Origin of the sequence: Psychromonas marina (assembly GCF_030161115.1) — a bacterium.
Classification (GTDB): domain Bacteria; phylum Pseudomonadota; class Gammaproteobacteria; order Enterobacterales; family Psychromonadaceae; genus Psychromonas; species Psychromonas marina.
In genome coordinates this window covers 391,293-405,983 of the sequence record NZ_BSPQ01000013.1, presented here as the reverse complement: position 1 = coordinate 405,983, position 14,691 = coordinate 391,293, and the positions used below count along the sequence as shown (strand labels likewise).

The 14,691-nt window shown below is 38.9% G+C and carries 11 protein-coding genes; 4 read left to right on the top strand and 7 right to left on the bottom strand.

Going from position 1 to position 14,691, the window contains the following annotated elements; all coding sequences use genetic code 11:
- Positions 1 to 143: 143 nt before the first annotated feature.
- From dbpA to yccS, 7 genes are all read right to left on the bottom strand, one after another.
- Positions 144 to 1,532: an ATP-dependent RNA helicase DbpA gene (gene dbpA, locus QQK09_RS13785; protein WP_284204733.1), complete on the bottom strand. Its 1,389-nt coding sequence runs from the start codon at positions 1,530 to 1,532 to the stop codon at positions 144 to 146.
- 108 nt (positions 1,533 to 1,640) lie between these two features.
- Positions 1,641 to 2,852, bottom strand: a complete 1,212-nt coding sequence (locus tag QQK09_RS13780) for a trypsin-like serine protease (RefSeq protein ID WP_284204732.1) — start codon at positions 2,850 to 2,852, stop codon at positions 1,641 to 1,643.
- Positions 2,853 to 3,535: 683 nt separating this feature from the next.
- On the bottom strand, positions 3,536 to 4,000 hold the full coding sequence (locus QQK09_RS13775) for an NfeD family protein (protein WP_284204730.1): 465 nt from the start codon (positions 3,998 to 4,000) through the stop codon (positions 3,536 to 3,538).
- A gap of 50 nt (positions 4,001 to 4,050) precedes the next feature.
- Positions 4,051 to 5,025: an SPFH domain-containing protein gene (locus QQK09_RS13770; RefSeq protein WP_284204729.1), complete on the bottom strand. Its 975-nt coding sequence runs from the start codon at positions 5,023 to 5,025 to the stop codon at positions 4,051 to 4,053.
- Positions 5,026 to 5,220: 195 nt separating this feature from the next.
- Positions 5,221 to 5,787: an elongation factor P-like protein EfpL gene (gene efpL, locus QQK09_RS13765; RefSeq protein ID WP_284204728.1), complete on the bottom strand. Its 567-nt coding sequence runs from the start codon at positions 5,785 to 5,787 to the stop codon at positions 5,221 to 5,223.
- 40 nt (positions 5,788 to 5,827) lie between these two features.
- Entirely contained in the window at positions 5,828 to 6,154 is a 327-nt protein-coding gene (locus QQK09_RS13760; protein ID WP_284204727.1) for a TusE/DsrC/DsvC family sulfur relay protein, read from the bottom strand.
- Positions 6,155 to 6,168: 14 nt separating this feature from the next.
- Positions 6,169 to 8,349 carry a YccS family putative transporter gene (yccS, locus tag QQK09_RS13755; protein WP_284204726.1) on the bottom strand — a complete coding sequence of 727 codons (2,181 nt, stop codon included), beginning with the start codon at positions 8,347 to 8,349 and terminating at the stop codon, positions 6,169 to 6,171.
- Between the two features lie 217 nt (positions 8,350 to 8,566).
- Between yccS and folD the strand changes: the two genes are divergently transcribed.
- The 4 genes from folD to QQK09_RS13735 all read left to right on the top strand — a co-directional run bounded on the left by folD (position 8,567) and on the right by QQK09_RS13735 (position 14,652).
- Positions 8,567 to 9,421, top strand: a complete 855-nt coding sequence (gene folD / locus QQK09_RS13750; protein WP_284204725.1) for a bifunctional methylenetetrahydrofolate dehydrogenase/methenyltetrahydrofolate cyclohydrolase FolD — start codon at positions 8,567 to 8,569, stop codon at positions 9,419 to 9,421.
- Positions 9,422 to 9,667: 246 nt separating this feature from the next.
- Positions 9,668 to 10,873: a diguanylate cyclase domain-containing protein gene (locus QQK09_RS13745; protein ID WP_284204724.1), complete on the top strand. Its 1,206-nt coding sequence runs from the start codon at positions 9,668 to 9,670 to the stop codon at positions 10,871 to 10,873.
- Positions 10,874 to 11,521: 648 nt separating this feature from the next.
- Positions 11,522 to 12,883: an ACGS family protein gene (locus QQK09_RS13740; RefSeq protein ID WP_284204821.1), complete on the top strand. Its 1,362-nt coding sequence runs from the start codon at positions 11,522 to 11,524 to the stop codon at positions 12,881 to 12,883.
- Positions 12,884 to 12,951: 68 nt separating this feature from the next.
- Complete coding sequence (locus QQK09_RS13735; RefSeq protein ID WP_284204723.1) at positions 12,952 to 14,652, top strand: FAD-dependent oxidoreductase; 1,701 nt, start codon at positions 12,952 to 12,954, stop codon at positions 14,650 to 14,652.
- Positions 14,653 to 14,691 lie beyond the last annotated feature (39 nt).

Below are 14,691 nucleotides of genomic sequence, written 5' to 3'. Positions count from 1 at the left end.
TTACGGTGAAATGGTCTACTTCAATTAAAACAAGGTACTTAGGATGATTAAAAATTAATGAGGTTAACGAGGTGTTAAATAGTGGTCACTTACATTTACTGAAAAGTTAAAGGGACCACTTGATTTGCATTGAGGTTTTGCTGCTAACCGCGTACTACCATGACACGGAATTTTCGTCCTTTAAGTTTTCCTTCACTTAATTTTTTGAAGGCAACTTTAATGCTTTCACGCTGTACTGCCACATAGGCCCAGTTCGGAGAAACTTGGATTTTACCAATCTGTGCAAAGGTAAGGCTGTTATCGGAAGTTAATGCTCCCACGATATCTCCTGGACGAATTTTTTGTTTTTTACCGCCTTCTATACGCATCGTAATCATGGTTGATTGTGCTGGTATTTTATCTAATACATCGTGCGAAGGAAGGGCATCTTCAGAGATATTACGCTGTAAGTAGTCTTCTAGTGCCACAATGCGACTGCCATCTTTATTGCTGTAGAAAGAGAAGGCTAACCCTTTGTTACCTGCACGACCTGTACGACCAATACGGTGTACATGCACTTCTTGATCATGTGCAAGATGGAAGTTAAATACGGCGCTTAAATTATCGATATCAAGACCACGCGCTGCCACATCGGTGGCAACAAGAATAGTCGCACTTTTATTTGCGAAGCGGATAAGTGCTTGATCGCGATCTTTTTGCTCTAAATCACCATGCAGTGCTATCGCACTAAAACCACGATTAACAAGCTCATCATTTACTTCTTGTACTTCACGTTTGGTATTACAAAATACAACCGATGATTCTGGCTGGTATTGTAAAAGTAGCAAACGTAAAGCAAGCATACGATCTTCATGGCTGCTTACTTTATAGAAATATTGGTTAATACTATTATTATCATGCTGTGATTCAACTTTCACTGATACAGGTTCAATTAAAATTCGCTTGGCAATATTTTCTATTTGGTCAGGGAAAGTGGCACTGAAGAGTAATGTTTGACGCTCTTTTGGTGCTTGGTCGATGATATTGTCGATTGCATCTTGAAACCCCATATCAAGCATTCGATCTGCTTCATCTAGTATTAATGTTTCTACATCATCAAGGCTTAAGGTCGCTTTACGCAGATGATCTTCAATACGCCCTGGTGTACCAACAATAATATGTGCACCGTGTTCAAGTGAACCTATTTGTGGACCAAATGGCATACCGCCACAAAGTGTTAATACTTTGATATTATGAATGCCACGTGCAAGGCGACGGATCTCTTTACCAACTTGATCTGCAAGTTCACGTGTTGGACACAAAATAAGTGTTTGTACACGGAAACGTTTAACATTTAATTTTTGTAATAAACCTAATCCAAATGCCGCTGTTTTACCAGAGCCAGTTTTACCTTGGGCGATAATATCTTTACCCGCTAAAATGTGCGGTAAACTTTGTGCCTGGATCTCGGTCATTTCGTTATAACCAAGGGATTCAAGATTGCTAAGGAGATCACTGTGAAGGGGAAGTGACGAGAAAGATTGCTGGCTCAAAATTGAATTCCTATTGGATAATTACTAAAAACGCTACCATAGCAGGTTGTGACTTAGTTCACAAAGCATGATCAAGAAAAAGCGGTTAAAAAATGCACTTATACTTCTTTAAGTGACTGCCTTGGCAACAACAAATCGACGCAGCAACAAAAATGGTAGGCTAAAGGCAAAAAATAGAGAGCCTCCACCTCCTCCTGAAGTAGAAGAGAAACCGAGGTTGCCAGATAGTGCAGTACTTACCGTTTTTAAATTAACGGTATCACTCTGCACCGTTAATGTTGCATTACTTTCTGTTAGTGTTGTGGGTGTATAGATGATAGGCAAACTACAGATACTATCTGCTGCGATGATTGCGCAGGTTGCACGATCATAGGTAAATTCATTCGACCCGCTAAGTGAAAAGGTAAGCTCTACTTCAGATGCGGTGTTATTACTGATCAGCAGATTTAATTGCTCGTTCTCACCGATATTAGTGGTGCCATAAGTGAGTTTGTTATGTATCGCAATACCATTAAGGAAGTTATCTATCCACTCCTCGTAAACAGCAGTACGGGTATATACACCAGGGTGTCCAGCTGAAGCACAGCCAGACCCCCAACTCACAATACCTATTTGCTGCCAACTACCACCATTATTTAATATTAATGGACCGCCGCTATCTCCCTGACAAGAATCCTCTCCTCCGTTTTGATCGCCAGCACAAACCATGGTTGCTGCATCATAACTTGAACCCGTGTTTTGCCTGCACTCTGCATCTGTTTGTAGTGGCAGTGCAACTTCTTGTAATATATCTGGATAAATTGGCGTGACTTGCTCATCTGGTGCATATCCTACGGTTGATCCCCAACCGAGAATAATGACGTCACTTTGTGAAGAGACGGCTTCACTCGTTGTTGTGATATCGGCTGTTTCGAGGAGAGAAACGTTGGAGACTGGAGTTATAAGACGAAGTAGGGCGATATCATTGCTACTTGCACTATTAGTTGGGTCATAACTGTGGTGAATATAAGTTTGGGTGATATCGATAGTTTCACTACTTTCTAGTAGGTTATAAGCGCCTACGTTGACTGAAATTCTGGCTGCAGATATCTCTATGCCGTTACTATATATACAATGCGCTGCGGTCATAACGGTCCTTGCATCAATCAACGTACCACCACATTGAGATCGTCCTGCACTCACATTCACCATCCAAGGCCAGTCTCCTTCTACGCTATCCGAACCACCTACTACCCGTGTAGTTATGGTGTCGTCAGCTGTCGATGTAAGGCTACTGCTTAGCATGATTGTTGCAAGTAACAGGTTGATTTGTATGTTCATTGTTTTCCCTTTAATGCGCTTATATCGTTCGAAATAATACCAATTACGAAACTTACAACGTAGAAATTAGTTGTTTTAACCAGTAAAATAGATCAGCTATTTACTGTGATTGGTATAAATAGTGGTTCAGTTTTTAGATTTAAATTACCCATTGCTTCGTTGCTAATATCACAAAAGAAACTATCTATGTTAGTGATATCTTAACCTAGGATCATTATATGATGAATAATGCGTTGCTAATAGTAACGATAGAATAAAGCGTTGATCAAGCAAGTTATTAATACCAAAGGAATTAATAAAGTGATCATTCTTGCTGGTTAAAATCATCCCTAATTGCGTTGTGAGTTTTATTCCGAACATCCTGTTCTCCACCACTGCGTGGCCAGCTAAAGCTGTTCAAAATCGTTCCATACGATTTTATGAAGTGAGAACAACTATTAAAGAATTAAAGTCTTTAATTTAATTCTCCGATAGAGGATTAACGAAGTGAATCTCTCGAAAGGCTGCAACTCACGCCTTATTAGTAATAATTTTTCCTGCGCAAACTCTGATCACCTATCAAATTCCATTGGTATAAAAGGCAGGGGCATATTAATAATGTTAGTTTATTAATTGTGGTAAGGGAGGTATCTGAGGCAGAAAGGTGAGATGCACTGTTTAGTTCACCAAACAGTGCATAGGTGTTATTTTATGATCATGACATTACCATCAACAGCTGTGATGGTGACATGTTCTCCAATAGCAATATTATCGTGATTACTATCTTCAGATAAACGTGCAGTCCAGTTGATACCTGAAAAACGAATATTGCCACCATGCTTGGTGAGTGTTTCACTCACTGCCACACGCTGACCAATCATATCGCTACTACTATCATTAACACGACCGTCACCTTGAAATAGCTTTAATGGTTTCCACATGATGATGCTACTGAGCAGGGTAAAGATACCTACAAATAGTAGCTCCATTTCCCAGGTTGAGATTAGATTCAGTGATACAAGTACCCCTGTCAATGCACAACCAATAGCAAAAAATAATAATGGTCCACTCAAGCCAATTAAAGTGAGCTCAATTAATAGTGAGACACCAGCAATAAGATATAACAACTTGTCATGGTTATTAAATAGATAGTCAATTATCGATTCCATAAACCCTCCTGTTTATTGGTTAACGGTTGCTTCGGTAATGATAGTTGCGATTATTCCGCTACTTTAAGTGAGCTTGAAACGGCAATCGCTTGTGCGACGGTATTAGCAATATTATCACCGGTATTACCGTCAGTCAGGATAACGGAACCTTCGCTAGCAATCGCTGCGTGCGCTTTAATTGTTTCTTGCGCTAATGTTAGCTCTACCGCTTTTTTACCTTCCGCTGTAGAAGCTTGCTCACCAATCACTTTAAGTGCGTTTGCTTCAGCATCGGCAACTAAACGAATCGCTTCAGCTTTACCCTGTGCTTCAAGTACACGTTTCTCTTTTTCAGCTTCTGCAGCAAGGACTTGCTCAGCTTTAGCACCCTCTGCATCTAATACACGTGCTGCTTTTAAACCTTCCGCTTGTGTGATTGCAGATGTTTTTACACCTTCTGCAGTTAAGATAACACTACGTTTTTCACGTTCAGCGGTCATCTGTTTTTCCATATCTTCTTTGATTGATTGTGGTGGCGAAATATCGCGTATTTCGTAACGTGTCACCATCACACCCCAAGGTTGTGTTGCTTCTGTCATCGCAGCTAAGATATGACCATTAATAGTGTCTCGGTTTTGAAAACACTCATCAAGCTCCATTGAACCAATCGCGTTACGCATGGTTGTCATTGCGAGTTGGATAACAGCCAATTTATAGTCTGTTACATTATTCGTTGCAGCGCCGGCGTCGACAACTTTCATGAATAAAATACCATCAATTTCGAGTGAGATATTATCTTTAGTAATAGCAGATTGAGAGGCGATATCTAAAGATTGCTCTTTTAGATTACGATCGGCAGCAACACGTTGAATGAAAGGAATGATAAAATTAAGACCTGCGCCTAACGTGCCAGAATACTTACCCATAGTGTAGATAACGTAACCGCGGTTTTGTGGCACAAAATAGATGCTTTTCTTAACTGTGAGCAGGACCACGGCGACAAGCCAGATCCAGGGTGATGTTGCAATCGCTAATAATTCGTTCATAGGAACCTCTGTTGAGTAGTTTGATGAAGATGAATTGTGACATTTAATGCCCTAATTAAAGCACCTTTATCAATAATTAGAAAGGTTTAATGAGTAAAGTATTGTTGTACAAGGGGAAGGAGCACATTTCCTAATTTTAAACACTAGGAAATGTGTAATAGGCGTTGTTATCTGGTTATAAAACGCAACTAACGATTAAGCACGGCTCATGAATTTCTTTTCAGCTGTGTTAATTTTAATGGCTTCGCCACTTGAGATGTACTCAGGAACTTGTACGATTAAACCAGTTTCTAAGGTTGCAGGTTTAGTACGTGCGCTTGCAGATGCACCTTTAATTGAAGGGTCTGTTTCTGTAATAGTAAGAGAAACAGTTTGTGGTAGAGAAAGTGCTACCGCTTGACCGTCGATTACTAATACTTGTAAACCTTGTGTTGCTTCAGTGATAAACAGACGCTCATCTTCAATCTGTTCAATTGAGAAGTTGTAAGGCGTGTAATCTTCGCTATCCATGAATACTAGCTCATCCCCATCAAGGTATGAGTACATGACATCACGATGAATAAGATCAGCCATCGTTAGCATGTCACTGTCTTTGAATGTTTCATCTGTTTTAGCGCCACTTACTACATCGTACATACGCATGCGGTATAAGCTACCACCGGCACGGCCTTGTGGTACTGAACGTTCGATATCTTTAATAATATAAACACTGTTATTGAATTCGATTGCGCTATTCTTTTTTACATCACTTGCTTTTGGCATTACTAGATTCCTCTATTTTATATTCTATTTTTAGGGGGGATTATATACAACGCGCAGGTTTTGGTAGGCCTGCAATTTTTGTCGCTTGTTTAGCGGGACCTTCTGGAAACAATCGGTATAAATAGCGACTGTTAACTATTTCGGCGCCATATTTTTTCTGCATCGCTTTCACGAGGGCACGAATGGCAGGAGACGTATTGAATTCTAAATAAAATTCACGTACAAAAAATACCACTTGCCAATGTGATTCTGTCATCTCAACGGATTCTAATTTAGCAATTTCAGTTGCTAAATCTTCATTCCACAGTGTTGAGTCTAAAAGATAACCTTGGCTATCAGTTGGGTATTGCTGTCCATCAAATAACACAGCGGCTCCTCTTATTATATTTTTGGCTGAGTGAAGTTTACCTGTTGTAAAAGCAGTTGTATATCTAGTGCGGTAAATGCGATTAAACGTAATTGCTCAACGATTAATAATGCTTCACCTGAGAGGTTAGGTTTGTAGTTTTCAAACTCTTCGATAGTAATAATCAACTGCGCCTGCTCAACGTCTTCTGGTTTATAAGCAAGGGAAATCTGTTTGGCAGTGGCATTAATCAACCCTTGCAGGGCGATATTGTTTTCGAAGCCTTCCATTTTATGACGATGCGATGCTAGCGCAGCGATATAAGAGACAAGTGCGTCACAGCGATTTACCAAGGCATAAACTTCACGGTTTAGTTGCTGCTTAGAGGTAGGTTCAAATAACATACTCTGCCATGCACTCGCCAGAATTGCATCAGCTTGAAAGGTCTCAAAGCGGGTGACACGATAGTGTAAGTTTTCACTACGACCATACTGGTATTGATTGCTCACTAAATTAAAATAGCGGTTACTTAAGGTTAATAAGTTTGTGACTAACTGCGGGAAGCGTTGGAATTGCCAATCAGGAAATATAAAACTGATTGCGAGCACGCTTAAAAATCCACCGAGCAATGTTTCTATTACTCTAGCGGGTAGAATTGCGATCCCAGAGCCTGTGAGCAAGTTAAATACAAACATGACAAACAGGGTGATAAAGACGACACCTAGGGCGTAATTGGTACGCAAATAGTTAAAAAACAAAAAGGCACTAGAGATCATAAAGAGTACTTGGATGGGAATATCTGTTACTAATAATAATACTGGATAACCAATTAATAAGCCTATTAGGGTTCCTAATATTCTTTGTATCAAGCGTTTGCGTGTTTCGCTAAAACTAGGCTGACAAACAAACAGCACGGTGAGCAGTAACCAAAAGCCATGATCAAGTTGTAAACTTTGTTGCACAACAAAGGCAAATAGTAGACTAATACTAATACGTACCGCGTGTTTGAAGGTATTGTTATGGGGGGAAAGGGCTGCTAAGAATATTTTCCAAAAGGGTTGTTTCACGACCTCTTTATCGTTGTTAATAACAATCGCGGGTAACTCTGTTGTTTTGGAAACTGATTTTAATAAGGTGTCTATACCTGCAATATTGTCATAGATAGCTTGTAGCGCCAGCAGCGCTTCATCATGATCTTTGGTTGTGGTTAGTGTTTGTTTTAATAACGCTAACTGGTCAGCGAGTGCTTTCATTGTCCAATTCAAGCGGCGGGTATAGTGGTAATGTTTTTTATCAGTGATCGATAAACCAAGGCGATAACAGTTTTCACTGAGTTCTAATAACAGAAGATGATAACCCTCAAGAATTTGACTCTTACCAAAGCTATTTTCTAACTGACTATAAAGGTATTGACTGGCACTGATACGCTCATGGATCTGCTCTGCCATAATATACAACTGATTTAATTGCTGTAACTCATTCTGTTTTCGACGTACTTGAACGCGTGATTGAATAATATTTTGTGATTGCTGTAAACGCGCAATGATTGAAATGTTATGGATTGCAAGTTGTTGGCGAATATCATAAAGCGCTTGTTGACTGCCTCCCTCAACTTCATTAAATAGTGCCGATTTCTGTTGTTGATAGCGACTCAGTGTGAAGTAAAGCTGTGCTAATTGCTCGCGTAAGGAACGATTAGGGTTGAAGAAATGCCAAATAATTGAAAATACGCCATACCACAGTGTACCGAGGGTTAATAATAGCGGTTGTTCGTACCAATTAACGCTCGCTTCGTAACCTACCATGGTATAAATCGCAATCAAAATAGCACCAAAGCCTACCTTGCTATAATTGGCCCCTAATGTACCTGTCATCATAAATAGAAAGCTAGAAATTAATAAACCGATGCCAAAAAACAGCGGGTAGGGCATTAATAGTTCGACACTGGATGAGGCGATAAAAAAACAGGTTAAAATCGCTAATAAAAATTTCCCTCTACCAATATGGTTATCGTCATTTTCTACAATGGCGCAGGCCATTACACCTAAACACAATGAAATGGATATATTTAAAGGGGGTTGGTCAAACAACGTCGGTGCAAGGTTATAAAGTGGGATAAGAAAGGTCAGTGCCATAGCAATAAAAACACGAAAGCCAACATGGATATTAGAATCAGAGATAAGGCGTCTTAACATTGGAACTAATGCAACTTTCATGATTAACCTTCAAAAATTAAAACAGTGTAGACAAGACAAAAGAATAAACCCTTGATCTTAATCTTAAACGTTTTAATTAATAAAATATTTAATTTTTAGTTAAAGCCGCTTTTATAACGGCAATTTGTGTGACATCAAAGCTCAGTTTTGCAATAATACCGCCATATAATCCGGTGGAATTAACTTCACTTCTTAGCCAACCAAAAGAGAATGGAACATGTCTGCACAAATCATTGATGGAAAAGCGATTGCGGCTGCAATTACAGATAAAGTAGCACTAGGGGTAGCAGAACGTGTTGCCAAGGGGCAGCGTGTTCCTGGACTTGCTGTTGTATTGGTTGGAGGCGATCCAGCTTCACAAATTTACGTCGGTAGTAAACGTAAAATGTGTGAGAAAGTAGGTTTTATCTCAAAAGCGTTTGACTTACCTGCGACGACTAGTCAAGAAGCGTTGTTAACATTGATCGATGAATTAAATGAAGATGCAACTATTGACGGTATTCTGGTGCAATTTCCATTGCCAGATGGGTTGGATGAAACCACCGTGATCGAGCGTATTAACCCACATAAAGATGTTGATGGCTTTCACCCTTACAATGTTGGTCGTTTAGCACAACGTATTCCTGTGATGCGTTCATGCACACCACGCGGCATGATCAGTATGATCGAATCCACTGGTGTTGAAATGAGAGGTAAAAATGCGGTTGTCGTTGGTGCATCAAATATTGTTGGTCGTCCAATGACATTAGAGCTATTGCTAGCAGGCTGTACTACAACCTGTTGTCACCGTTTTACTGAAGATTTAAAAAGCCATGTTGAGCGAGCTGATATCTTGGTGGTTGCCCGTGGTAAAGCAGATTTCATTCCTGGAGAGTGGGTTAAAGAAGGCGCGATTGTATTAGATGTCGGCATCAACCGTTTAGAAAATGGTAAAATTGCAGGTGATGTTGGTTTTGAAAAGGCCAAAGAACGTGCAGCATGGATTTCACCGGTACCAGGTGGGGTTGGCCCAATGACCGTGGCAACCTTGATTGAAAATACCTTATTTGCCTGTAATGAGTTCCATAGCTAACATCCTCTGTATTTTAAAATCCCCCGTAGCCTCATGTTTTCTATCGTGATATATCGGCTTACCCCAAAAATGTGAGGGTAAGCCAATTACGTTTATGTAAATAGCAGTATTCAGTGAACTCAAGTTAACAAACGTATAACATACAATCAGAATCACAATAACCTATTGTAATAAGCCTAAATAAATACTCAGATGGACAGTAATATTTGAAGAGGCTTAAGGGAACATAAAACAAGGGAATGGCTGATGGCACAAACTAATCAAACAAAAAATCAACTTACTGATTATGACACTCCTAACAGTGAAGCAGTTGTCAATATTAGTAAATACCAAAGTGCGGAACAGGAAGTAACGCCTGTTAATTCTGCATTTGAACAAGTGATGTCACAAATGAATATTGCAGATCGTCATGCATTTGATTTGCAATATGAAAAATATTGGCAAGAAGCAAGTAAAAAAGGGCTGTTGTTGTCCGTGCTTATTTGTGAAATCGATTTTTTTAAAGCTTACAATGATAATTACGGCCAGCAGGGCTCTTCATTTATGTTGTTAGTGATTGGTTTGGCACTCAAAAATACCTGTGAAAAGCATGACTGCTTTTTAGCGCGTTACGGCGGCAATGAATTTGCTATTTTAATGAAAGCAGGTGACGTAGAGAAGGCGCAAGAGGTAGGTGAAGCATTACGTCTTGCTGTGGAACAATCACAAACTGAGCATAAATATTCACAAGTGAGCAAAGTGGTAACATTAAGCATTGGTATTTCAAGTGTTTACCCGACCTCGATGAAGTCATTAATGATGAAATCAGAAAAGGCACTATTCTCAGCTAAAACCAGTGGTTGTAATCGAGTCTGCAGTGATAGTAAGCATAAAATCTCTTCATCAGAGAATGCTCCTGTTATTGAACCTAAAGAAACGTTAGCGCCTAAAGAGCCTGAAAAAAGTGAATTTGAACTATTACTTTCAGGCATGAATATTATAACTCGCAGAGAATTTAACGCGCATTTTTGCAATGTGTGGAAAGAAACGTTGGATGATAGCGATTCGTTATCAATGATTATTTGTGAGTTAGATTTTTTTGCTGATTATAGAGAGCATCACGGAGATCAAACCAGTGATGATATATTACTGATTGTTGGCAGTACATTGCAAAATAAATGTGCGGAGTTTAATGGCTCGGTTTCCTATTTAGAAGGGAATAAATTTGTTGCTTTAATAAAAGGTGGCAATGTATCGCTAGGGTTAAAAACTGCGACAGAGTTTCAATCATCTATTGAAAACCTTGCGATAACAAATACCTTCTCTCCGGTTAAATACTGCTTAACAATGAGTTTAGGTTTAGCAAATGTTTTCCCAAGTGATACACAGTCAATGAAAGGCTTGATGAATAGTGCTGACTCTGCACTAAAACTTGCTCAATCCTCGGGTTATGATCAAGTTCAACGGGTGTAATTATTATCTTAACTGCTTATTCACTTTTATATCTTTAATAAAGAATAAGCAGTTATCGTATTCCGTTGAGTTAAAAAGCGAAAATTAAAATATGTAAGAAATTGCCCCCTTAAAAACCAATTATTTTGACTTTATCTTGCCTTTTTTGTGCGTTAGCTACTTGGCTAAATATTGCACTAGATCAAAAAAAAATTTACCCACTCCCTCATAATTCCTTGCTCAAATAAAGTAAATAATATCTGTTATTGTTCATGTATATTGGTATTTTGATGCTAATAGGTTCGGTTCATGAACTTTTTTTAGATCGGTAAAATATCACTTATCTAGATAAATACATGTAACTGATTGTTAAAATATAAATATTTAAATGGTAGAGAGAGTAACAGAAAAGTTACTTTGCTATTTTTGCGAACAGATATGTAATGGAATTAGTGATAGAGGTTACGCTCAACAATAACGGCGTATTCCTTTTGTCGATGGCATTAAATTAAAGACCTTAGCGCTTTAATCGCTGCTCTCATTTCAATACTCACAATGTAATTAAGGATGATTTTTAACCAGTAGTCATGGTTACTTTATTTATCCTTTTTAGTCTTATGATAGAGGCAATGTTGCTATCGTAGATTTTTATTTTGTGAGCGTAGAGTGATGATAGCAACAACTATTAATGTAATCAGTGAGCTTCTTTGGCAGTTTTTTTTGCCACTGCTTATTCTATTAGGTTTGTTTATCAATGCAAAAATGATCAACAATTTTACCTCTCTCAGTAAACCAGATTCGAGCCCTTGGACTTTCAGTAAAATTAAAGGCGCACTGTCGATATCTTTAGCTTCTAAAGTGGGCACGGGTGCGATTATTGGTGTGTTAGCTGCGATGGCGCAGAGTAGTCAGAATGGAAGTAATGGTACTGGTGTTGGTATCGTCTTTTGGGTACTTGTTGGTCTCTTTTTTCTGGTGCCTATCACCTATTCTGAAGTGCTTTTTACGCAAATTTGTAAACAATCCCCTCGCGATTTCATTGCCACGTATCTCAATAAAAAAATGGCTACAATCTATGCGCTTGGCTTAGTCGCTTTATACTCCTTTGGTTTCGTTGGTTTTCAACTGACCGGTGTACAAACGGTGATCCGTTATGTTTCAGAAACCTATCTTGATTACTCATTTACAAGCATCCATGCACTATTGTTTATTGTATTACCTGTCGTGTTATGTGCTGCGATGGTGATTATAACTAAAAGCCACCAGTTATTTATCAATACGTTGTCGTCCTTGGTTTTTATCATTATTTTATCCTACTTAGTTTTTTTCCTGTTTTTTGTATATCAAACCAGTGATTTCATTACAGTCTATTGTCAGCAAATCTGGTCACAGGTGACCAACTTTACCAGTGTCGCAATTGGTCTACCGGTCGGGTTAATTATCGCCTTTCAACGCATTATCCAGATTAGTGAAACCTCATTAGGTACGAGTGCATTATCAAGCTCAGATCGTGAAAACTCCCCACGTCGTGAAGCGCTGATACAAACTATTTCAACACTTATCAGCATTGCAATTGCGGTGCTGATCACTACTTATGTGTTTGCTTATGGGCAAACGTTTATTGATTCTGTTTCTCTATCGGGTAGTAGTTTTGAGCGTGTTCAAGGTTATATTTTTACTGTCTACTCGGTGACCGGCTATGTTGGTTTGATCATCGTTTTACTGTTTTTTATCGTTTCTGGGTTTACCACGATTTTAGGTTCCTTCCACTATGTAAATACCAGTTTAAAGCTATCTGAGAATGGTCGTATTACTGCCTACTTAGTTTTAATCTCTCTCTCTGGCGCGTTAAGTGTGACCCATTTCGACATTATTTTTGAAGCCTCAAACTTATTAATGTTCATTGTTGGGTTTATCAACCTTTGCGCCATGGCTCGCTTTATAAACAACAAATTACATTACGTTAAGCCCGATAATACCGAGCTTAGCAATAATAAATTCAATAATCATAAAACCATCAATAACGCCTAGTTAGCGCTGGTTTTATAACTAAAAACTATGTTTTATAAAATTTAAAATCTTAACTTTAAGGATCTACAATGAGTAAAAAAATATTAATCGTGGGTGGTGTTGCTGGTGGTGCGTCAAGTGCTGCACGTTGTCGTCGCCATAGCGAAGAAGATACCATTATTATGTTTGAAAAAGGCCCACACGTGTCTTTCTCTAACTGTTGCTTACCATATCACCTAAGTGGGATTGTACCGACCGCTGAAGAGTTGGTACTGATGGATCCTGCAAAATTTGCTAGTCAATATAATATTGATGCACGTGTTGGCAGCGAAGTTGTTTCTATTGATCCCGTTGCTAAAACGATTGCGGTTAAGAATGTTGAAACAGGCGAGATATATAACGAGTCTTACGACAAGTTAATTCTCTCTCCAGGCGCAAAGCCGATCGTTCCGCCTATTGCTGGCATTGAAAAAGTAAATAGCTTTTCAATTCGTAACGTAGTGGACATTGATCGTTTAAATCGTTTTATCAAAACCGGTGATACTAAAAATATCAGCGTCATTGGTGGCGGTTTTATTGGTGTTGAAGCGGCTGAAAACTTAAAAGAAGCGGGTTACAACGTAACCTTAATCGAAGCAACTGCACAAATCATGAAACCATTTGATTACGATATGGTGCAAATCCTACACAAAGAGTTACGTGATCACGGTGTAAACTTGATTGTTGACGATAAAGTGGCTGAATTTGCCGAAAACAAAATCATTCTTGGCTCTGGTAAAGTGATCTATGCTGATGTCGTTGTGATGGCGATTGGCGTGAAACCTGAAACTGATTTAGCGAAGCAAGCAGGGCTTGATTTAGGTAAAACAGGGGCAATGAAGGTAAATCAAAATTATCAAACTAACGATGCTGATATCTATGCAGTGGGGGATGTCATTGAAGTTTATAACTATCAATACAATGATTACTTCCAACTTCCTTTAGCGGGGCCTGCGCAAAAACAAGCGCGTGGTGTTGCGGATCATATTAACGGGATGGCGATTGATAACCGTGGTTATATTGGTTCTTCAGTGATTAAAGTATTCGATTACAATGCTGCTTCTACAGGTCTTAATGAAGGTTTGATTGCTGCTAAAGGTCTGAATATCTCTTACGATACCGTTAAAGTGATTCCAAATGATAAAGTAGGGCTAATGCCATACGGTCATGTTGCACACTTTAAGCTTCTTTTTGAAGTACCAACAGGGCGTATTTTAGGTGCACAATCAATTGGTAAAGGTAATATTGATAAACGTATCGATGTTATTGCAACGGTTATTAAGTTTGGCGGCACGATTTACGATCTAAAAGATCTAGAGCTTTGTTATGCACCACCTTTTGGTACCGCAAAAGATATCGTTAACTTTGCAGGTTACATTGCCACTAACCTAATGAATAGTGACTTTAAACAGGTTCATGCAGCAGATATGCGCGCTTTAGTTGAAAGTAATGCGTGTATTGTTGATGTCCGTGAAACAGATGAATTTGAGCTGAGTCGTATTAATGGTGCAATCAATTTACCATTGAGTGAAATTCGTCAACGTACTGATGAGTTACCAAAAGACCAACCTCTATACCTTCACTGCCGTAGCGGTCAGCGTAGTTATAATGCGGTATTAGCACTACAAAAAATGGGCTTTAAAGACGTTTATAATGTATCGGGTGGTTTCATGGGACTTTGTTTCTATGAGCAGTTTAATGATATGACATTGAATCGTAAACCAATCGTAAGCGGTTATAACTTCGATTAATTTTCATTTGAAGTGTTATTCGATTAACTAAGTCGAATA